The 19828-nt window shown below is 70.3% G+C and carries 18 protein-coding genes; 3 read left to right on the forward strand and 15 right to left on the reverse strand.

Going from position 1 to position 19828, the window contains the following annotated elements; genetic code table 11:
• Positions 1 to 65: 65 nt before the first annotated feature.
• Positions 66 to 1055: a transcription termination factor NusA gene (nusA, locus tag ACZ67T_RS19900; RefSeq protein ID WP_469985609.1), complete on the reverse strand. Its 990-nt coding sequence runs from the start codon at positions 1053 to 1055 to the stop codon at positions 66 to 68.
• Positions 1056 to 1057: 2 nt separating this feature from the next.
• Entirely contained in the window at positions 1058 to 1570 is a 513-nt protein-coding gene (gene rimP / locus ACZ67T_RS19905) for a ribosome maturation factor RimP (RefSeq protein WP_227297568.1), read from the reverse strand.
• Positions 1571 to 1888: 318 nt separating this feature from the next.
• On the opposite strand from rimP, the gene ACZ67T_RS19910 reads away from it, so the two are divergent.
• From ACZ67T_RS19910 to ACZ67T_RS19920, 3 genes are all read left to right on the forward strand, one after another.
• Positions 1889 to 2278, forward strand: a complete 390-nt coding sequence (locus ACZ67T_RS19910; protein WP_469985611.1) for a hypothetical protein — start codon at positions 1889 to 1891, stop codon at positions 2276 to 2278.
• Position 2279: 1 nt separating this feature from the next.
• A complete protein-coding gene (locus ACZ67T_RS19915; protein ID WP_469985613.1) occupies positions 2280 to 2753 on the forward strand; it encodes a ferritin-like domain-containing protein in 474 nt (157 codons plus the stop codon).
• 65 nt (positions 2754 to 2818) lie between these two features.
• Positions 2819 to 3712: an aminoglycoside phosphotransferase family protein gene (locus tag ACZ67T_RS19920; RefSeq protein ID WP_469985615.1), complete on the forward strand. Its 894-nt coding sequence runs from the start codon at positions 2819 to 2821 to the stop codon at positions 3710 to 3712.
• Positions 3713 to 3798: 86 nt separating this feature from the next.
• Here ACZ67T_RS19920 and ACZ67T_RS19925 read toward each other — a convergent pair whose 3' ends face one another.
• The 13 genes from ACZ67T_RS19925 to secA all read right to left on the reverse strand — a co-directional run bounded on the left by ACZ67T_RS19925 (position 3799) and on the right by secA (position 19815).
• Positions 3799 to 5493 (reverse strand): proline--tRNA ligase, encoded by a 1695-nt coding sequence (locus ACZ67T_RS19925; RefSeq protein ID WP_469985617.1) that lies wholly within the window; start codon positions 5491 to 5493, stop codon positions 3799 to 3801.
• Between the two features lie 79 nt (positions 5494 to 5572).
• Positions 5573 to 6115 carry a GNAT family N-acetyltransferase gene (locus ACZ67T_RS19930; protein WP_453777169.1) on the reverse strand — a complete coding sequence of 181 codons (543 nt, stop codon included), beginning with the start codon at positions 6113 to 6115 and terminating at the stop codon, positions 5573 to 5575.
• A 40-nt stretch (positions 6116 to 6155) separates the two neighbouring features.
• Entirely contained in the window at positions 6156 to 6920 is a 765-nt protein-coding gene (locus tag ACZ67T_RS19935) for an ABC transporter ATP-binding protein (RefSeq protein ID WP_469985619.1), read from the reverse strand.
• A complete protein-coding gene (locus tag ACZ67T_RS19940) occupies positions 6917 to 7717 on the reverse strand; it encodes an ATP-binding cassette domain-containing protein (RefSeq protein WP_469985621.1) in 801 nt (266 codons plus the stop codon). Before ACZ67T_RS19940 ends, ACZ67T_RS19935 begins: the two co-directional genes overlap by 4 nt.
• On the reverse strand, positions 7714 to 8532 hold the full coding sequence (locus ACZ67T_RS19945; protein WP_469985622.1) for an ABC transporter permease: 819 nt from the start codon (positions 8530 to 8532) through the stop codon (positions 7714 to 7716). The genes ACZ67T_RS19940 and ACZ67T_RS19945 overlap by 4 nt, the downstream gene beginning before the upstream one ends.
• Positions 8529 to 9494, reverse strand: a complete 966-nt coding sequence (locus tag ACZ67T_RS19950; RefSeq protein ID WP_469985624.1) for an ABC transporter permease — start codon at positions 9492 to 9494, stop codon at positions 8529 to 8531. Before ACZ67T_RS19950 ends, ACZ67T_RS19945 begins: the two co-directional genes overlap by 4 nt.
• Entirely contained in the window at positions 9494 to 11017 is a 1524-nt protein-coding gene (locus tag ACZ67T_RS19955) for an ABC transporter substrate-binding protein (RefSeq protein WP_469985626.1), read from the reverse strand. Before ACZ67T_RS19955 ends, ACZ67T_RS19950 begins: the two co-directional genes overlap by 1 nt.
• A gap of 42 nt (positions 11018 to 11059) precedes the next feature.
• A complete protein-coding gene (locus tag ACZ67T_RS19960; protein WP_469985627.1) occupies positions 11060 to 11782 on the reverse strand; it encodes a DUF1684 domain-containing protein in 723 nt (240 codons plus the stop codon).
• A 161-nt stretch (positions 11783 to 11943) separates the two neighbouring features.
• Complete coding sequence (locus tag ACZ67T_RS19965) at positions 11944 to 12792, reverse strand: GNAT family N-acetyltransferase (RefSeq protein WP_469985629.1); 849 nt, start codon at positions 12790 to 12792, stop codon at positions 11944 to 11946.
• Positions 12793 to 13104: 312 nt separating this feature from the next.
• A complete protein-coding gene (ispG, locus tag ACZ67T_RS19970) occupies positions 13105 to 14262 on the reverse strand; it encodes a flavodoxin-dependent (E)-4-hydroxy-3-methylbut-2-enyl-diphosphate synthase (protein ID WP_469985631.1) in 1158 nt (385 codons plus the stop codon).
• Positions 14263 to 14451: 189 nt separating this feature from the next.
• Positions 14452 to 15744: a M50 family metallopeptidase gene (locus ACZ67T_RS19975; RefSeq protein WP_469985925.1), complete on the reverse strand. Its 1293-nt coding sequence runs from the start codon at positions 15742 to 15744 to the stop codon at positions 14452 to 14454.
• 8 nt (positions 15745 to 15752) lie between these two features.
• Complete coding sequence (gene dxr / locus ACZ67T_RS19980) at positions 15753 to 17027, reverse strand: 1-deoxy-D-xylulose-5-phosphate reductoisomerase (RefSeq protein WP_469985634.1); 1275 nt, start codon at positions 17025 to 17027, stop codon at positions 15753 to 15755.
• Between the two features lie 88 nt (positions 17028 to 17115).
• Positions 17116 to 19815: a preprotein translocase subunit SecA gene (gene secA, locus ACZ67T_RS19985; protein WP_469985926.1), complete on the reverse strand. Its 2700-nt coding sequence runs from the start codon at positions 19813 to 19815 to the stop codon at positions 17116 to 17118.
• Positions 19816 to 19828: the final 13 nt, after the last annotated feature.

The raw sequence follows: 19828 nt of genomic DNA on the forward strand, positions 1-19828 counted from the left end.
CCCCGCACCGACCTCACCCCTTTGGGGCAAAAATCGAACGGTTGTTGTCGTGATCTTTGTGGTGGCTACTCCGCCGACTGCTGCTCGGTGTCCGGACGGATGTCGATCCGCCAGCCGGTGAGGCGCGCGGCGAGGCGGGCGTTCTGGCCCTCCTTGCCGATGGCGAGCGACAGCTGGTAATCGGGCACGATCACCCGCGCGGAGCGGGCGGCCATGTCCACGACCTCGACCTTGGACACGCGCGCCGGGGACAGGGCGTTGGCCACCATGTCCGCCGGGTCGTCGGACCAGTCGACGATGTCGATCTTCTCGCCGTTGAGCTCGGCCATGACATTGCGCACACGGCCGCCCATCGGGCCGATGCAGGCGCCCTTGGCGTTCAGGCCGGAGCGGGTCGAGCGGACCGCGATCTTCGTGCGGTGCCCGGCCTCGCGCGCGATGGCGCAGATCTCGACGGAGCCGTCGGCGATCTCGGGGACCTCGAGCGCGAACAGCTTCTTCACCAGGTTCGGGTGCGTGCGCGACAGGGTCACGGAAGGACCGCGCACACCCTTCGCGACGCGCACCACGTACGAGCGAAGGCGCAGGCCGTGCTGGTACTCCTCGCCGGGGACCTGCTCCTGCACCGGCAGGATGGCCTCGAGCTTGCCGATGTCGACGAGCACGTTCTTCGGGTCGCGGCCCTGCTGGACCACGCCCGTCACGATGTCGCCCTCGCGGCCGGCGTACTCGCCGAGCGTCGCGTCGTCCTCGGCGTCGCGCAGCCGCTGCAGGATGACCTGCTTCGCGGTCGTCGCGGCGATACGGCCGAAGTCGGACGGGGTGTCGTCGAACTCCCGGGCCTCCTGGCCCTCTTCGAGGTCCGCCGGGTCCTCCTTCGCCCACACCGTCACATGGCCGCTCTCACGGTCGAGGCGCACGCGCGCGTGGCGACGGCTTCCCTCGGTGCGGTGGTAGGCGATGAGGAGGGCCGACTCGATCGCTTCGACCAGCAGGTCGAAGGAGATCTCCTTCTCCCGCACCAGACCCCGCAGGGCACTCATGTCGATGTCCACGGCTACGCCTCCTCTGCATTCTCTTCGTTCTTGTTCTTACGGTTGAACTCGACCTGGACACGCGCCTTGGCGATGTCGTCGAAGGTGAGCCTGCGGGCGGTGGGCTTGCGCCCCTTCACGCCGGGCACCTCGAGGTCCAGGCCCTCGTCGTCGACCTTCAGGATCCGCGCGACGAGCTCGGTGTCGGCGCCGTCGGCCAGCTGGAACTTCACCAGGCGGTCGACCGCGCGCACGTAGTGCCGGTGCTCGGTCAGCGGCCGCTCGGCGCCGGGGGTGCCCACCTCGAGGTCGTACTCGCCCTCACCCATGGCGTCCGTCTCGTCGAGCTTCGCCGAGAGCGCGCGGCTCACATCGGCGACCTGGTCCAGATCGGCTCCGGAATCGGAGTCGACGACGACTCGCAGCACTCGCTTGCGTCCGACCGATGCCACTTCGATCTCTTCGAGATCGAGGCCCTGAGAGCTCACGAGCGGTTCCAGTAGTGACCGCAGCCTCTCGCTCTGGGTGGTGCTCATCCGGGTGACTCCTCGGCCGCGTGTGCTGTTGTGGTCTCGTCGTGTGTCAGGTCAAAGGGTATCCGGTCCAGGGGGGTGTTGCCGTCCACCCGACATGGGCCGAAGGTACGGTGATCACCGGGCCTGCCGCCCGCCGCTCCTGCTGAATCCTTCCTGCCATCCTTCCTGCCGAGGACGTCTGCCGTGCCGTTGACCACTGGGGCCCCCGCGGGGCCGCGTAGAAGGAGCCTGCTGGCCTCGGTGGCCGGGGCCGCGCTCCTGACGGGCTGTTCCGACGGCGAGGACCCCGCTTCGGACGGTGCAAGGGGCGCGCACAGCGTGTCCGCCGCGCAGCGGATCAAGGCGCGCGCGGCCCGCGACAGCGGCGCCCTCCTCGACCGGTACGAAGCCGCGCTCGCCGCCCATCCGGCCCTGGCTACGCGGCTCGGCCCGCTGCGCGACGAAGTGGCCCGGCACGCGACGGGCTTCGGTGCGCCGGCGCGCCCGGCCGCACCGGCCTCGGCCTCCCCGTCGCCGTCCCCGTCGCCGTCGCCTTCCGCCTCACCGGCCTCCGAGAAGGACACCGTGCGGGCGCTGGCGGAGGCCGAGCGGCAGCTGGCCGACCGCCGTGCGGCGGCCCTGGTCGACGCCCCCGCCGAACTGGCCCGCCTGCTCGCCTCGGTGGCCGCCGCGGGTGCCGGACACGCGTATCTGCTGACGAAGGACTGACATGGCCGACAAGGACGACAGCGACAAGCAGCTCCTCACCGCGGTCCAGGCGGCACTGGCCGCCGAGCACGCGGCTGTGTACGGGTACGGCGTCGTCGGCGGCCGGATCGGCGAGAGCCGCAGGCCCGAGGCGCGCACCGCGTACGACTCCCACCGGGCGCGCCGTGACGACCTGCGGCGCACGGTCCGCGACCTCGGCGGCGAGCCCGAGCCGTCGGCAGGCGCCTACGCACTGCCCTTCCCCGTGCCGGACTCGGCGGCGGCGGCGCGGCTCGCGGCGGACATCGAGGACCGCGTCGCCGGCGTCTACGCGGACCTTGTGCGGGCCTCCGAGGGCGCCCGGCGCAGTGGCGCGGCGGACGCGCTGCGGGAGGCGGCGGTGCGCGCGGTGCGGTGGCGCGGCGGCAGCGTAGCCTTCCCTGGTCTCGCCGAGCGGTCCGCGGCGCCCCGGGCGTCCGCGACACCGCAGGCGTAGCCGCCACGGTCACACGTACCGTCCGCCGTCACGGGGACGCTCACGGGGAAGGGAGTTACTCGCACATGTCTTTCGAACCGCCGAAGCGGCTGGTCAACGCGCTCGGCGAGGTGCGGGACGACGGAGCGTCCGCGTGGCTGGCGAGGGTGCCGGATATTCTTCAGGAGGCCGTGGAACGGCTTGAGTTGACGGTCGAGCGGGTGCATGTGCCGGGCGGGCGCAGCAGTCTCGTCGTCCTGGTGCGGCGGGCCGACGGCACGCCCGCGGTCCTCAAGCTGGCCCCGGAGCGCTTCCGGCCGGAGGCCGAGCACGCCGCTCTCACGCACTGGAACGGGTTCGGGGCGGTGCAACTGCTCGGCGAGGGCGGCGACCTGCTCCTGGAACGGCTGCACCCCGAGGTGTCGGTGCGCTCGCTGCCCGAGGCGAAGGCCCTCCTCGAGGCGGCCGGCACGCTGCGCAGGCTGTGGGTGGAACCGCCGTCGTGGCGTTCCTGCGAGACGGTCGCCGACCGGACGGGCCGCCAGGCCGAGGCGATGCGCGCCACCGCCGCCGTGGAGCCGGATGTCGTGCCGCTGGTCGACGCGGCGCTCACGGCGCGGGACGAGCTGCTCGTGGCGCCGCCTGAACTGCGGCTGCTGCACGGGACGTTCCGGCAGAGCAAGGTGCTGGCCGGGGAGCGGACGCCGTGGCTCGCGGTCGGTCCCGACCCGGTGGTCGGCGAGTGCGCCTTCGACCTCGCGCGGCTCGTCAGGGACCGGGTGGAGGACCTGATCGCGTCGCCGTCCGGCGCGGCGACGACGCGGCGGCGCGTGAAGCGGCTCGCGGAGTCCCTCGACGTGGACCAGGAGCGGCTGCGCGGCTGGACGCTGTTCCGGGCGGTGGAGTCCGGTGTACGGGCACTGCGCGTGGGGCGTGAGCGGGACGCGGAGTTGTTGCTGGAGTTTGCGGGCTGGCTCTGACGGTGCTCGCGTGCGGGCCGGACGGGCCCGTCGCCGAACATGACTGAGGGCCGGGACGAAGCGTCCCGGCCCTCAGTGCTTGCGGATCAGGCCGTGAGGCGCGCGATGGCCTCTTCGACCGTCACTTCCTCGCGCTCGCCGGTCTTGCGGTCCTTCAGCTCCACGATGCCCTCGGCCGAGCGGCGGCCGGCGACGAGGATCTGCGGGACACCGATCAGTTCGGCGTCGGTGAACTTCACGCCCGGCGAGACACCGGCGCGGTCGTCGACCAGGACGCGGACGCCGGCGGCGCCCAGCTTCTGGGAGACGTCGAGCGCCAGCTCCGTCTGGAGGGCCTTGCCGGCGGCGACCACGTGGACGTCGGCCGGGGCGATCTCCTTGGGCCAGCACAGGCCCTTGTCGTCCGCGGTCTGCTCGGCGAGGGCGGCCACCGCGCGGGAGACGCCGATGCCGTACGAGCCCATGGTCACGCGGACCGGCTTGCCCTGGTTGCCGAGGACGTCGAGCTGGAAGGCGTCGGCGTACTTGCGGCCGAGCTGGAAGATGTGACCGATCTCGATCGCGCGGTCGAGGCGCAGGCCGGTGCCGCACTTGGGGCAGGGGTCGCCCGCCTCGACCACGACGACGTCGAGGTAGTCGTCGACCTCGAAGTCGCGGCCCGCGACGACGTTCTTCGCGTGCTTGCCGGGCTTGTTGGCGCCGGTGATCCACGCGGTGCCGGCGGCGATGCGCGGGTCGGCGATGTAGCGGACCTTCTCCAGGCCCTGCGGGCCCACGTAGCCGCGTACGAGGTCGTCGCGGCCCTCGAAGTCCTCGGCCGTGACGAGCTCGACGACGGCCGGGGAGAGGTGCTCGCCGAGCTTGCCGAGGTCCACCTCGCGGTCGCCGGGCACGCCCACGGCGACGATCTCGCCGTCGACCTTGACCAGGAGGTTCTTCAGGGTCTGTGCGGCCTCGACGCCGAGGTGGGCGGCGAGGGTCTCGATGGTCGGGGTGTCGGGGGTGTCGAGCTCCTCGACGGCCGGGTGCTCGGCGCTCGCGGGGGCCGGGGCGGCGAAGGTGACGGCCTCGGTGTTGGCGGCGTAGTCACAGGCAGGGCAGTCGACGAAGGTGTCCTCGCCGGCCGGGGCCGGGGCGAGGAACTCCTCGGAGGCCGAGCCGCCCATCGCGCCGGAGACGGCGGAGACGATGCGGTGGTCGAGGCCGAGGCGCTCGAAGATCTTGATGTACGCCTCGCGGTGCAGGGCGTACGACTCGGCCAGGCCCTCGTCGGAGGTGTCGAAGGAGTACGAGTCCTTCATGAGGAACTCGCGGCCGCGCAGGATGCCGGCGCGCGGGCGGGCCTCGTCGCGGTACTTCGCCTGGATCTGGTAGAGGATCACGGGCAGGTCCTTGTAGGACGAGCACTGGTCCTTGACCAGCTGCGTGAAGATCTCCTCGTGGGTCGGGCCGAGGAGGTACTCCGCGCCCTTGCGGTCCTTGAGGCGGAACAGCTCGGGGCCGTACTCCTCCCAGCGTCCCGTCGCCTCGTAGGGCTCCTTGGGCAGCAGGGCCGGGAGCAGGACCTCCTGGCCGCCCATGTCGTCCATCTCCTCGCGGACCACGCGGGCGACGTTCTCGAGGACCTTCTTGCCCAGCGGCAGCCAGGACCAGATGCCGGCGGCCGTGCGGCGCACGTACCCGGCCCGGACGAGCAGCTTGTGGTTGAGCGTCTCGGCGTCGGCCGGGTCGTCACGCAGTGTCTTGACCATCAACCGGGACATGCGCTGGACCTGGGCCATGATTTTGACTCCTGCTGCGAAAGATAGGGATGTGCAGGAGGTTAGCCGGGTCCGTCCCGCGCCCGGAAATCGGCTGCCTTCAGCGACGCAGCGGGAGCGGTGCGCCCATGACCGCGTAGGGCCGGGGAGCGCTGGGGAAGAGCACCTGCCGGGCGAGGTCCTCGTAGCCGAGCGAGTGGTACAGGCCGCGGGCCGGGCTGTCGAAGTCGATGGCGGAAAGGATCGACCTGGGCTCGGCGGCGCTGTCCGTGATGGTCGTGATGAGGGACCGGCCGATGCCGCGGTTCTGGTAGCGGGGATGGACGTGCAGCTCGGTGATCACGAAGGAGTCGTCGAGCCATCCGTCCAGCGAGCGCGAGCGCAGATAGGGCTCGACCACCGTGGACCACCAGTGGGCGCGGTCATTCGGCATGCCGTACACGAAGCCGACGAGGCGCCCGCCCGGAGTGTGGGCGCCCAGGGCGCGCGCTCCGGGGTAGGTGAGGTGCCGCAGCACGATCTGGCGGCGCACGGCGATCTCGTCGTCGCTCAGGCCGAAGGCGTACGCCTGCACGGCCAGTGCCTCGTCCACGTGTTCCGCGAGGTCGAGAGGCCCGATGGTGACGACATCGTCCTGGGTCATGACGGGGAGACTACAGGGCCGTCCGGCGGCGTTCAGCTGATCAAACAGGCAGCCTGGGGACGCTGTCGAGCAGCCGCCGCGTGTAGGGGTGTTCGGGCGATCCGAGCACGTCACGGGTCTGGCCCTGCTCGACGACGCGTCCGCGTTCGAGTACGGCGGTCCGTTCGCACAGGGCGGCCACCACGGACAGGTCGTGGGAGACCATGACGATGGTCAGGCCCCGCTCCTGCTTGAGTTCGCCGAGCAGGTCGACGACCTTGACGCGGGTGGTGACGTCGAGCGCGCTGACGGGTTCGTCGGCGAGCAGGACACGTGGGTCGCACACCGTGGCCCGGGCGATGGCGATGCGCTGGCGCTGGCCGCCGGAGAACTCGTGCGGGTAGCGCGATGCCGCGTCCGCCGGGAGTCCGACCTGTTCGAGGGCCTCGGCGACCTTCGCGTGCACGGCGGCGCCGGTGGCCACGCCGAGCGAGCGCAGCGGCTCCGCGACGATGCGGCTGACGCGCTGGCGTGGGTCGAGGGAGGCGTACGGATCCTGGAAGACGCACTGCACGGAGCGGCGGAAGCGCCGCATCTGCGCGCGGTCGCCGAGCCGCAGCGGTTCCCCGTCGAAGCGGACGGTTCCGGTGGTGGGGCGGGCGAGGCCGAGCAGCAGCCGGAGCAGGGTCGTCTTGCCGGCTCCTGACTCGCCGACGAGCGCGAGGCTGTGGCCCGCGTCGACGGTGAGGGAGACGTCCTCGACGACCGGCGCCGCGGCCCCCCGGTAGGTGTGTCCGACCGAGTCGAGTTCGAGTACGGCGGTCATCGGGGCTCTCCCAGGTCCAGGGCGGATTCGAGCTGCCGCGCGCTGTCGACGAGCGCCTTCGTGTACGCCTGCCGTGGCGCGCGCACCAGATCGCGTACCGTCCCGTCCTCGACCGCGCGCCCGCCCTTCATCACGAGGACGCGGTCGGTGACGCGTGAGACGACGGCCAGGTCGTGGCTGACGAAGAGGACGGCCATGCCGCGCTCGCCGACGAGGGTGTCGAGCAGGACGAGCATCTCGGACTGCACGGTCACGTCGAGCGCGGTGGTCGGCTCGTCGGCGATGAGCAGGTCGGGCTCGCAGGCGAGCGCCATGGCGAGGGCCACGCGCTGGCGCTGGCCGCCGGAGATCTCGTGCGGGAACGCGCGGGCGATGCGCCCGGGTTCGGGCAGCCTGACCTGTTCGAGGGCTTCGGCGACGGCCTTGCGGAGCGCGTCGCCCCTGAGGCCGCGGCGGCGTCGCAGCGGTTCGGCGAGCTGTCTGCCCACGCGCATCAGCGGGTCGAGCGCGGTCAGCGGCTCCTGGAAGACGATCGCGGCGGCGCTGCCGCGGACGCCGGCGAGCCGCTTCTCGCTCGCGCCGACGATCTGGGTGCCGTCGAGTTCGACGCTGCCCGTGGCGGTCATCCCGTCGGGGAGCAGGCCGAGCACGGCGAGGGTGGTGAGTGACTTGCCGGACCCGGACTCGCCGATGAGGCCGAGCCGTTCACCCCTCTCGACGGAGAAGCTGAGGTCGCGGACGAGGTCGTGGCCGTCGCCGGTGCGGATGGTGAGGTCGCGTACGTCGAGCAGGCTCATGCCGCCGTCCTCCTGCGCCGGGCCGGGTCGAAGGTGTCGCGCAGGCCGTCGGCGACGAGGTTGACGCCGATGACGAGCAGGACGAGGAGGATGCCGGGCGCGAGCGCTCCGGCCGGCGCGGTCGTGAACGTCGCCTGGGCCTCCTGGAGCATGCGTCCCCACGAGGCGTTGGGCGGCGGGGCGCCGAGGCCGAGGTAGGACAGGCTCGCCTCGGCGAGGACGGCGAGGCCGAACTGGAGCGCCAGGTTGACCACGAGCGTCGGCCAGATGTTGGGCAGCACGTGCGCGCCGACGATCCGCGGCCAGGAGGTGCCGGAGGTGCGGGACGCGGTGATGTAGTCCTGCGCGAGGACCCGTTTGACCAGGATCCGGGTCAGCCGCGCGACAATCGCGCTCTGCGCGATTCCGATCGCGAGGACGGCCGAGGTGAGGGTCGCCGAGCGGGCGGAGACGATCAGCATGGCGAGCAGCAGCGTGGGGAACGCGATGAGGATGTCGAGCAGGGCCGAGACGGTGTCGTCGAACCAGCCCTGCGCGAACGCGGCCATGAGGCCGAGCGTGATGCCGACGACGGCCGCGATCACGACGGAGCCGAGCCCGGCCGCGATCGCGATCCTGGATCCGGTCATGAGCTGCGTCAGCAGGTCGCGGCCGAGTTTGTCGGTGCCTATCAGGTGTCCGCCGCCGGGTCCGGCGAGCCGTCCGCCGGAGGTGTCCGAGGGGTCGTACGGCAGCCAGAAGAGGGAGACGAGCGCGATGAGGGCGATGAGTCCGGCGAGGACGCACCCCGTCCACAGGGTCGCGGAACGCTTCATCGGGCGCCTCCCGAGAGCCGGTGGCGCAGCCGTGGGTCGATGAGCCGCTGCATGAGGTCGGCGACGAAGCCGATGAGCAGCACGGCGAGGGTGGAGACGAACAGGACGCCCTGGATGACGGGGTAGTCGTGCTGGGCGATGCCGGTGGCGAGCAGGGAGCCGAGTCCCGGCAGCGCGAACACGGACTCGACGACGACCGCGCCGAGCAGGGTCGACGCCAGTTCGATGCCGAGGATCGAGATGACCGGCACGGAGGCGTTGCGCAGTCCGTGGCGCCACATGGCCTGTCCGAAGGAGGAGCCGAGGGCGCGCGAGGTGCGCAGGAAGTCGCTGTCGAGGACGTCGAGCGTCGCCGATCTGACATAGCGGATCAGGGACGCCGACATGACCAGGGCGATGGTGACGACGGGGAGCACGAGGGAGCGGATCGCCTGTGCGGGGTCGGACCAGCCGTCCTGCGGGAAGCCGCCGGACGGCAGCCAGCCCGCGTTGAGCGCGAACACGGCGATGAGGATCATGCCGAGCCAGAACACCGGGACGGCGATGCCCAGTTGGGACACTCCGCTGAGCAGGGCGCCGTACCAGGTCCGGCGCTTGTACGCGGCGACGAAGCCGGCCGGGACCGCGATCAGCACGGCGAGCACGAACGCGGACAGGGTCAGCGGCACGGTGACGCCCAGACGCTGGGTGACCTCGGGTCCGACGGGCAGGGAGCTGACGAAGGACGTGCCGAGGTCGCCGGTCGCGAGCTGCCCGATCCAGTGGGTGAACTGCTCGGGCAGCGGCCTGTCGGATCCGATGGAGTGCCGTGCCGCCGCGATCTGCTCCGGCGAGGCGCCCACGGAGGTGAGCGCGTTCGCCGGATCGCCGGGCAGCATCCTCAGGAGCACGAAGAGGACGACGCTCGCGAGCGCCAGGGAGACGACGAGGAAGGCGAGGCGGCGCAGGAGATAGCCGGTCATCAGCCCTTCTTTATGTCGTACGCGAAGAACTGCGAGTTCAGGCCGTTGAGCGGGTATCCGGACAGCTTGCTGCTCGCCACCACGATCTGCGGGTACAGGTACAGCCAGTCGCTGGCGGCGTCCTCGGCGGTCTTGCGGTTGACCTTCTTGAGGAGGTCGGTCTGCTGCCGGGTGGACGACGCCTTCTCGGCGTCCTCGACCCACTGGGTGACCTGCTTGTTGTCGTAGCCCCAGTAGAAGTCGGGGTTGCCGTACCAGACGACGTCACGGTCGTTGACGTGCTCCTGGAGCGTGGCCGAGAAGTCGTGGTTCTTGTAGACCTTCGTGTACCACTCGTCGGGCGTGATCGTGTTGATCTTGACGGTGATGCCGACCTTGGCGAGCTGCGACTTGATGAAGGTGGCGGCCGTCGGGTGCGGGTCGTAGTTCGGGGCGTCCAGCGTGAAGCTGAAGCCCTTCGCGTAACCGGCCTCCTTGAGCAGCTTCTTGGCCTCGGCCGGGTCGTACGCGTTGACCTTGGTCAGGTCCTCGTACCAGGGGTCGGTGGGCGGCACCATCGACCCGATCTCCTTGCCGTAGCCGCCCCAGACGGACTCGAGGAGCTTCTTGTCGTCGATCGCGGACGAGACGGCCTTGCGGACCTTGACGTCCGTGAAGGGCTTGGCCTTGTCGTTGAAGGCGAGCAGGAGCTTCGTCGTCGAGTTGCCGTCGTTGACCTTGTAGTTCTGGTTGGCCTTGAACTGGTCGAGGGCGTCGGGCGACTGCTCGCTGGTGACGACGTCGACGGCGTTCGTCAGAAGCGCGTTGTTCAGCGCGGTCGCGTCCTTGTAGTAGTGGAAGACGGCCTGCTTGTTCTTGGCGGCGGTGCCCCAGTAGCCGGGGAAGCGGTCGAGGCCGAGCGCGGAGCCGCGCGTCCACTTGCCCAGCTTGTACGGGCCCGTGCCGTCCTCGGTCGTCTTCAGGTTCTTCGCCTGGTCGTTGATGATCCAGACGTAGGACAAGTTGTAGACGAAGGAGATCGACTTCTGCTTCAGCGTGACCTTCACGGTCTTCGCGTCGGGGGTGTCGACCGCCTTGATGACCTCGAGGTTGCTCTTGCGCGCGGACTGCGAGTCCGGCGCGAGCACCTTCTCCAGGCTGTACTTGACGTCCTTGCTGGTCAGCGCCTTGCCGCTGTGGAACTTCACGCCGTCGCGCAGGGTGAAGGTGTAGGTGAGCCCGTCGCCGGAGACCTTGTAGTCCTTGGCGAGGAGGTTCTCGACCTTGCCGTCGTCGGTGAGCTTGAACAGGCCCTCGTAGACATTGCCGTTCAGCGCCTCGGTGACGCCCTGGCCGCCGCCCCCGGTGTTGTCCAGGTTCTGCGGCTCGTACAGGGAGCCGATGTTGACCGTGGCGTTCTTGTCGTACGCGCCACTGCCGCCGGCGCTGTCACTGTTGTCGGCGGAGCCGCCGCACGCGGCGAGGGTCACGGCGAGGGCGACGGTGAGCACACCGGCGGACAGGGGCTTCTTGGGGAGGTTCATGGGGCTGCCTTCGTACGGGCGCGGGAAGGGGAACGCGGGAGATCAGTGCTGGTCGGCGAAGCCGGCGCGGAAGACCGGGAGCTTCTCGCCGGCTTCCACCGGCAGATGGAAGCGGTTCTGCCGCGGCGGCATCGGACAGTTGTACTGATCGGAGAACCCGCAGGGCGGGACGAACGCGCGGTTGAAGTCGAGCCGCACCCGCCCCTCACCGGTGTGCTCGACGAAGAGGAACCGGCCCGCGCCGTAGGTGGCCGTCCCGTTGGTCGGGTCGCCGAAGACGAGCAGCAGCGTGCCGTCGTCGTCGAAGGCGCTGAGCGTGTAGTCGGTGCCGTCGACGGTGAGCGCGATGTCGCCGGGGACGGCGAGATCGCGGGTGCCGCCGTTGTCCCGGATGTGCTCGAAGGCGACGCGGCGGCCGTCCTCGACGGGGGTGTACGTGGCGTCCAGGACCCAGGCCGGGTCGAACGGGAACGCGTCGGTGCGCTCGAAGTTCCGTATCGCGGGCGACTCGGCGTCCCAGAAGCGCAGTGCGTACTCGGGCTCGCCGGTCACCAGGTCGGTGCGCTCGACGGTGGTGACGGTCACGCTGTCGCGCTGTCCGGCGCGGGCCGCCGTGAGGTCGGGGCGCTCACCCGCGGGCAGCCAGCGGGTCTCGACGAGGGCGAGGTTCCCGGTGGGGCCGGTGACGGAGCGGTGCCGCTCGGCACGCCACTCCTCCCAGGCCTGGGAGGGGTCACTGGCACGGTCGGGCATGGCGGCACTCATTCGCTTAGAAACTCATCAGCATCCACGCCGGTGTGCACACGGAGGTTGTTCACACTGGGTGAAGCTTGAACCAAAGGAGCTTCTTTATCTTCCATAAGGGGCGCTAATGTCAACTGGCGCCAAATATGTGAGACAGGTGCCACAGCGAGCGCGTGAGCGCGTCAGAACAGGACGCTCATGAAGGCGCCGACTTCCTCGAATCCCACCCGGCGGTACGCGGCCCGCGCCGGGGTGTTGAAGTCGTTCACGTAGAGGCTGACCAGCGGCGCGACATCCGCGAGCGCATAGCGCAGGACGGCCGCCATGCCAGGGGCGGCGAGGCCGCGGCCGCGGTGTTCGGGGGCGATCCACACGCCCTGGATCTGGCAGGCCCGCGTCGTCGCGGCGCCGATCTCGGCCTTGAAGATCACCTTGCCGTGCTCGTCGAGCCGGGCGAACGAACGCCCGGAGCCGACCAGCTCGGCCACCCGTGCCTGGTACAGCAGGCCCCCGTCACCGGCCAGCGGCGAGACGCCGACCTCCTCCGTGAACATCGCCACACACGCCGGCATGATCGTCTCCATCTCGTCCTTGCGGACGCGGCGGACGTACGGATCGGGGGCGATGTCGTCGGGGAGCCGGTCGGTGACCATGAGGGGCTGCTGGGCTCGTACGTCCCTGGCCGGGCCCCAGTTCGGTTCGAGCAGCCGCCACAGCTGGGCGGTGGGCCCGGCGGGGCCGACGATGGAGGAGCAGCGGCGCCCGGCCCGGCGGGCCCGGTCGGCGAACCCGCGCACGGCCCTCGGGGTGGCACAGATCGGGACCAGGTTCGCGCCCGCGTAGCAGAGGGACTCGAGCATCCCGTCCTCGTACCAGCCCCACATCTCGCCGCCCAGGCGCCACGGGTCGAGGCCCGCGACCTGGACGCGGGACGCGACGAAGGCATTGGTAACCGGCTCGCGGTCGAGCACGGCGAGCGCGGCGTCGAGGTCACTCGGTTCGAGGACCCGGGTGGTGGTCTGAGTCAACACGTGCGGGGGCCTCACCAAACGGTCTACTGATCTCCGCACCTTACCTGCCGGAATTGTGCGGCGCCTCTGCCTCTGCGGCAGCGGCTGTTTCAGGGGGCCTGCCCGCGGCGGCCCTGCGCCTTCCCGGCCGGCGGGGTGCTGTGTCGTGCGGGTGCGGGCGGTGTGGGGTTGCTCGCGCAGTTCCCCGCGCCCCTTCGACATGGGGCTGCGCCGCTGCCTCATCGATGAGCGACCGCACACCGTCCGCACCCGCACGACGACAGAGGCCCGTCGTCCCCGGAGGGGCGACGGGCCTCGAGGTCATCACATGGGTCAGCCGGCGACGGCCACCGTGGGCTCGCCGGAGGCGACGCCGTCCCGTTCCATCTGCTCGGCGATCTTCAGAGCCTCTTCGATGAGGGTCTCGACGATCTTCGACTCGGGGACGGTCTTGATGACCTCGCCCTTCACGAAGATCTGGCCCTTGCCGTTGCCGGAGGCGACGCCGAGGTCGGCCTCGCGGGCCTCGCCCGGTCCGTTCACCACGCAGCCCATGACGGCGACGCGCAGCGGGACCTCCATGCCGTCGAGGCCCGCGGTGACCTCTTCGGCGAGCTTGTAGACGTCGACCTGGGCGCGGCCGCAGGACGGGCAGGAGACGATCTCCAGGCGGCGCGGCTTGAGGTTGAGCGACTCCAGGATCTGGTTGCCCACCTTGATCTCCTCGACCGGCGGGGCCGAGAGGGAGACGCGGATGGTGTCGCCGATGCCCTCGGAGAGCAGCGCGCCGAACGCGACGGCGGACTTGATGGTGCCCTGGAAGGCCGGGCCCGCCTCGGTGACGCCGAGGTGCAGCGGGTAGTCGCACTGGGCGGCGAGCTGGCGGTAGGCGTTCACCATCACGACCGGGTCGTTGTGCTTGACCGAGATCTTGATGTCCTGGAAGCCGTGCTCCTCGAAGAGGGACGCCTCCCACAGGGCGGACTCGACGAGCGCCTCGGGCGTCGCCTTGCCGTACTTCTTCAGCAGCCGGGCGTCGAGCGAGCCCGCGTTCACGCCGATGCGGATCGGGGTGCCGTGGTCCTTGGCCGCCTGCGCGATCTCCTTGACCTTGTCGTCGAACTGCTTGATGTTGCCCGGGTTCACCCGGACCGCGGCGCAGCCCGCCTCGATGGCGGCGAAGACGTACTTCGGCTGGAAGTGGATGTCCGCGATGACGGGGATCTGCGACTTCCTCGCGATGGTCGCGAGCGCGTCGGCGTCGTCCTGCGTGGGACACGCCACCCGCACGATCTGGCAGCCGGACGCGGTGAGCTCGGCGATCTGCTGCAGCGTGGCGCCGATGTCGGACGTACGGGTCGTCGTCATGGACTGCACCGACACCGGTGCGTCTCCGCCGACCGCCACGGTGCCGACCTGGATCTGCCGGCTCCTGCGGCGCTCGGCGAGCTTGGTCGGAACGGACGGCATGCCGAGAGAAATCGCAGTCATCTGCTGTGCAACCCCAAGGTGTGGAATCGAGACCCGAGAAGAAGACACGGATCGGGGTCCCGTGGTGAGCGGGCTCCAGGCTTCGAGATTACGGCACCGGCCCGGCGTCGAGCACATCACGTCCGGAAGTCCACCCAAAGGCAGGCGGCCGGGCACAGAGCATGCCCGGCCGCCATGAACAGTCGGTAACTACGAGATTTTGACCGGGTTGACGACGTCCGCGATCAGTACGAGGACGGTGAAGCAGACGAAGATTCCGGCCACGACGTAGGCGACCGGCATCAGCTTCGCCACATCGAACGGTCCGGGGTCGGGCCGCTTGAAGACCTTCGCCACGTTCCGTCGCAGCGACTCCCACAGGGCGCCGGCGATGTGCCCGCCGTCCAGGGGCAGCAGCGGCAGCATGTTGAAGAGGAACAGCGACAGGTTGAACCCCGCGACGAGCATCAGGGCCATTCCGAGCTGCTGGGTCGCCGGGATGTCCAGGTTGAAGATCTCCCCGCCGACGCGGGCCGCGCCGACCACACCCATCGGCGAGTCCGGCTCACGCGGGCCGTCCCCGAAGGCGGCGTCCCACAGGGCCGGGATCTTGCCGGGCAGGGCGGCGAGCGAGTTCACGGCGTCGCCGACCCGGTCTCCCATCCAGGTCACGGAGTCGCCGAAGTCCTGGCGCACGACCCCGGTCGAGGCGCTGAAGCCGAGGAATCCGGCGTTGACGTACTCGCCCTGGACGATCTGCCCGCTGCTGTCCTTCTTCGCCACCTGGTTGGTGGCGATCTTGGCATGCAGGACCTTCTCCTGGCCGTCGCGGCGGACGACGATGTCGACCGTCCTGCCGGGGTTGGCGCGAATCTCGTCGGAGAGGGTGTTCCACTTTTCGGTCTTCACGCCGTTGAACGAGACGATCTTGTCCTTGGCCCGCAGTCCGGCCGCGGCGGCCGGGGAGTCGGGGTCGGACTTCTTGCACGTGTCGCGGTTCTCGCTCTGCTTGACCACGCACTGCTGAACCGAGCTGACCGTGGTGGTCTGCTGAGTGATCCCGAAGCCCATCAGGACGGTGAAGAAGAGGCCGACCGCGAGGATCAGGTTCATGAAAGGCCCCGCGAACATCACGATGACCCTCTTCCACGGCTTGCGCGTGTAGAAGAGGCGCGTCTCGTCGCCGGGCTGGAGCTCCTCGAAGGCCGCCGCCCGGGCGTCCTCGACCATGCTGCGGAACGGGGAGGTGGAGCGGGACTGGATCTTCCCGTCCGGGCCGGGCGGGAACATGCCGATCATGCGGATGTAGCCGCCCAGCGGGATCGCCTTGACGCCGTACTCCGTGTCGCCCTTCTTGCGCGACCAGACGGTCGGGCCGAAGCCGACCATGTACTGCGGCACGCGGATCTTGAAGAGCTTCGCGGTCGAGAGATGCCCCAGCTCGTGCCAGGCGATCGAGACGAGCAGGCCGATCGCGAAGACGACTATGCCGAGGATCATCATCAGGGTCGTCATGCACGAGCCTCCGCGGTCGATGTCGCCTGTGCCGTCAGTTCACGGGTCCGGGCGCGTGCCCAGGTCTCCGCTTCGAGGACGTCCGCGACGGTCAGGGAGGTTCCCGCCGCCGCTGCCGAAGGCGCGCCGTGTTCCTCGACGACCTTCGTGACGGTGTCCATGATGCCGTTGAACGGCAGCGCGCCGTTCAGGAACGCGTCCACGCACTCCTCGTTTGCGGCATTGAACACTGCCGGGGCCGTCCCCGCGAGCTTGCCCACGTGCCGGGCGAGCCCGACCGCGGGGAAGGCCTCCGTGTCGAGGGGGAAGAACTCCCAGCTCGACGCCTTCGTCCAGTCGAACGCGGGCGCCGCGTCGGGGATCCGCTCGGGCCAGCCCAGGCCGATGGCGATGGGTCCGCGCATGTCGGGCGGCGTGGCCTGGGCGAGGGTGGAGCCGTCCGTGAACTCGACCATGGAGTGCACGTAGGACTGCGGGTGCACGACGACCTCGATCCGCTCGAACGGGATGTCGTAGAGGAGGTGCGCCTCGATCACCTCCAGGCCCTTGTTGACGAGGGTCGCGGAGTTGACGGTGATGACCGGGCCCATCGCCCAGGTCGGGTGCGCGAGCGCGTCCTCGGGTGTGACGTGTGCGAGGTCCGCCTTCGTCCGCCCCCGGAAGGGGCCGCCGGACGCGGTGACGACGAGCTTGCGGACGTCCGCCCGCTTGCCGGCCGCGAGGGCCTGGAAGAGCGCCGCGTGCTCGGAGTCGACCGGGATGATCTGGCCCGGCTTCGCGAGCGCCTTGACGAGAGGGCCGCCGACGATGAGCGACTCCTTGTTGGCGAGGGCGAGGGTGCGCCCGGCCTCCAGAGCAGCGAGCGTCGGGGCGAGGCCGATGGAGCCGGTGATGCCGTTGAGCACCGTGTGACAGGAGGTGGCGGCGAGCTGGGTGGCCGCGTCGGGACCGGCGAGGATCTCGGGGAGCGGCTCACCGTCGGCGTACTGCGCGCTCAGGGCCTCGCGCAGGGCGGGCACGACGTCCTCGCGGGCGACCGCGACGGTCCGTACGCGCAGCTGCCTGGCCTGTTCGGCGAGCAGGCCGACCCGGCCGCCCGCGGCGGACAGCGCCGTGACCGTGAAGCGGTCGGGGTTGCGCAGCACCAGGTCGATGGCCTGGGTGCCGATCGAGCCCGTGGAGCCGAGGATGACGACGTCCCGCGGGCCGTCCGTGCCGGCGGGGTCGAAGACGAGGTGCGGGTCCGCGAGGGGGGATGCGCTGTCGCTCATACCCCCCATTGTGGCGTGGTCTCCGGGCGCCTCCGACAGCGCGTCCCCCGGCGGTTCGTCATCGCCCGCGCCGGCGACGGCCCTTCGCTCAGGCGGGCGGCCGCGGGGAGGACCCGGGCGGCCCCGCGTCGCGCGGTGCGTCCTCGTCGGGGACGGTGTCGAAGTCGCCCTCCTGTCTGCCCCCGGCGGTGTCCAGGGTGGGCGCGCTGAAGTGGAGACGGTCGGGGCGCCGGGCCGCGTCGAGAGTGTCGGGGGGCGGCGCGTCCGAAGTGGTGTCGAGGTTGAAGACGTAGCCGACCGACTCCTCCTTGATGGCTTCCATCATGGCCGTGAACAGGTCGAACCCCTCGCGTTCGTACTCGAAGATCGGCTCGCGGCCCAGGGTGTAGCGCAGGCCGATGCCGTCGCGGAGGTAGTCCATCTCGTAGAGGTGTTCGCGCCATTTGCGGTCGAGGACGGCGAGGACGACGAGGCGTTCCAGGTCGCGCAGGGCGTCGGCGCCGAGCTCGCTCTCGCGCTCCTCGTAGCGGGCGTGGATGTCCTCGGTGACGGCGTCGACGAGGATGCCGGCGGTCAGCTCGGAGCGTCCGCCGGCCGCCTCGTCGAGCTCGTCGGCGGTGATGCCGCACGGGTAGAGCTCGTGGAAGGCGGCCCAGAGCACGTCGAGGTCCCACTCCTCCGGGTAGCCCTCGGCGGTTTCCTGGGTGATGTACGCCTCGACGGTGTCGTCCATGAAGCGGAGGATCTGGGCGCGCATGTCCTCGCCCTCCAGGACGCGGCGGCGTTCGCGGTAGATGAGGGTGCGCTGCCGGTTGAGCACCTCGTCGAACTTGAGGACGTCCTTGCGGGACTCGAAGTGCTGCTGCTCGACCTGGGACTGGGCGGAGGCGATGGCGCGGGTGACCATCTTGTTCTCGATGGGCACGGAGTCGGGAACGTTCGCCATGGCCATGACCCGGTCGACGGCCTGGGCGCGGAACAGGCGCATCAGGTCGTCCTCCAGGGACAGGTAGAAGCGGGACGCCCCGGGGTCGCCCTGGCGTCCCGAGCGGCCGCGCAGCTGGTTGTCGATGCGCCGGGACTCGTGCCGTTCGGTGCCGAGGACGTAGAGCCCGCCGAGCTCCGTCACCTCGTCGTGCTCGGCTGCGGCGGCCGCGGTGACGCGCTCCTCGACGGCGCGGCGTCGCTCGGGGTCGTCCGCCTCGGTGGGGCCGCGTTCCTCCAGTGCGGCGGCGGTCATCGCCTCGGGGTTGCCGCCGAGCATGATGTCGGTGCCGCGGCCCGCCATGTTCGTGGCGACGGTGACGGCGCCCTTGCGGCCCGCCTGGGCGACGATCTGGGCCTCGCGGCGGTGGTTCTTGGCGTTGAGGACCTCGTGCCGGATGCCGTGCCTGCGGAGCTGTGCGGACAGGAGCTCGGACTTCTCCACGGAGGTGGTGCCCACGAGGACGGGCTGGCCGGAGGCGTGCCTCTCGGCGATGTCCTCGACGATCGCGTCGAACTTGGCGCTCTCGGTGCGGTAGATCAGGTCGGGCTCGTCGCGGCGGACCATCGGCCGGTTGGTGGGGATGGGCACGACGTGCAGCTTGTAGATCTGGTGGAACTCGGCGGCCTCGGTCATGGCGGTGCCGGTCATGCCGCCGAGCTTGGCGTAGAGACGGAAGAAGTTCTGCAGGGTGATCGTGGCGAGCGTCTGGTTCTCGTCCTTGATGTCCACCCCTTCCTTGGCCTCGATGGCCTGGTGCAGACCCTCGTTGTAGCGGCGGCCCAGGAGGATGCGGCCGGTGTGCTCGTCGACGATGAGGACCTCGCCGTCGATGACGACGTAGTCCTTGTCGTTCCTGAAGTGCTCCTTGGCCTTGAGCGCGTTGTTCAGGTGCCCGATGAGCGGGGTGTGGACCGCCTCGTAGAAGTTCTCGATGCCGAGCTGGTCCTCCAGGTAGGAGACCCCGCGGTCCAGGATCGCGACGGTCCGCTTCTTCAGGTCGTACTCGTAGTCGTACGTGGCCCGCAGCTCGGCGAGCCGGTCCTTGTCGGCCTGGCTGGTGAAGTGCTCCTCCTGGACCGGGACGCCCTTCATGTGCCGGACCAGGCGCGCGAATACGCCGTACCAGTGGGTGGGCTGGTCGGCCGGGCCGGAGATGATCAGCGGTGTGCGGGCCTCGTCGATGAGGATCGAGTCCGCCTCGTCGACGATCGCGAAGTGATGGCCGCGCTGCACCAGTTCGTCCTTCGACCACGCCATGTTGTCGCGCAGGTAGTCGAAGCCGAACTCGGTGTTGGTGCCGTACGTGATGTCGCAGGCGTACGCCGCGCGCCGGCCGGCCGGGTCCATTTCGGCCCTGACGACGCCGACGGTGAGGCCCATGAACCGGTAGGCCCGGCCCATCCAGGCGGCGTCGCGCTCGGCGAGGTAGTCGTTGACGGTGACGAGGTGGACGCCCTTCCCGGCCAGCGCGTTGAGGTAGACGGGCAGGGTCGCGGCCAGGGTCTTGCCCTCGCCGGTCTGCATCTCGGCGATGTTGCCGAGGTGGAGCGCGGCGCCGCCCATCAGCTGTACGTCGAAGTGGCGCATGCCGAGCGTGCGGCGCGCGGCCTCGCGGATCGCGGCGAAGGCCTCGGGCATGAGGTCGTCCAGGCTCTCGCCCTCGGTGAGGCGCTGCCGGAACTCGGCGGTGAGGGCCTGGAGCTCGGCGTCGGTGAGCGCGAGGAAATCCTCCTCGACCGAGTTGACCTGGTCGGCGACGCGCTGGAGCTTGTGCAGGATCCTGCCTTCGCCTGCGCGCATGATTTTTGAGGTG

It is taken from the genome of Streptomyces sp. NPDC107517, from assembly GCF_055582645.1.

Bases quoted from the DNA above. Each gene is read 5' to 3' on its own strand.
- secA (WP_469985926.1), bottom strand. From the start codon at position 19,815: ATGCGCGCAGGCGAAGGCAGGATCCTGCACAAGCTCCAGCGCGTCGCC.
- rimP (WP_227297568.1), bottom strand. From the start codon at position 1,570: ATGAGCACCACCCAGAGCGAGAGGCTGCGGTCACTACTGGAACCGCTC.
- ACZ67T_RS19935 (WP_469985619.1), bottom strand. From the start codon at position 6,920: ATGACCGCCGTACTCGAACTCGACTCGGTCGGACACACCTACCGGGGG.
- ACZ67T_RS19930 (WP_453777169.1), bottom strand. From the start codon at position 6,115: ATGACCCAGGACGATGTCGTCACCATCGGGCCTCTCGACCTCGCGGAA.
- ACZ67T_RS19915 (WP_469985613.1), top strand. From the start codon at position 2,280: ATGGCCGACAAGGACGACAGCGACAAGCAGCTCCTCACCGCGGTCCAG.
- ACZ67T_RS19920 (WP_469985615.1), top strand. From the start codon at position 2,819: ATGTCTTTCGAACCGCCGAAGCGGCTGGTCAACGCGCTCGGCGAGGTG.
- ACZ67T_RS19960 (WP_469985627.1), bottom strand. From the start codon at position 11,782: ATGAGTGCCGCCATGCCCGACCGTGCCAGTGACCCCTCCCAGGCCTGG.
- ACZ67T_RS19940 (WP_469985621.1), bottom strand. From the start codon at position 7,717: ATGAGCCTGCTCGACGTACGCGACCTCACCATCCGCACCGGCGACGGC.
- ACZ67T_RS19925 (WP_469985617.1), bottom strand. From the start codon at position 5,493: ATGGCCCAGGTCCAGCGCATGTCCCGGTTGATGGTCAAGACACTGCGT.
- ACZ67T_RS19975 (WP_469985925.1), bottom strand. From the start codon at position 15,744: ATGATGATCCTCGGCATAGTCGTCTTCGCGATCGGCCTGCTCGTCTCG.
- ACZ67T_RS19955 (WP_469985626.1), bottom strand. From the start codon at position 11,017: ATGAACCTCCCCAAGAAGCCCCTGTCCGCCGGTGTGCTCACCGTCGCC.
- ACZ67T_RS19945 (WP_469985622.1), bottom strand. From the start codon at position 8,532: ATGAAGCGTTCCGCGACCCTGTGGACGGGGTGCGTCCTCGCCGGACTC.
- ACZ67T_RS19950 (WP_469985624.1), bottom strand. From the start codon at position 9,494: ATGACCGGCTATCTCCTGCGCCGCCTCGCCTTCCTCGTCGTCTCCCTG.
- dxr (WP_469985634.1), bottom strand. From the start codon at position 17,027: ATGAGCGACAGCGCATCCCCCCTCGCGGACCCGCACCTCGTCTTCGAC.
- ispG (WP_469985631.1), bottom strand. From the start codon at position 14,262: ATGACTGCGATTTCTCTCGGCATGCCGTCCGTTCCGACCAAGCTCGCC.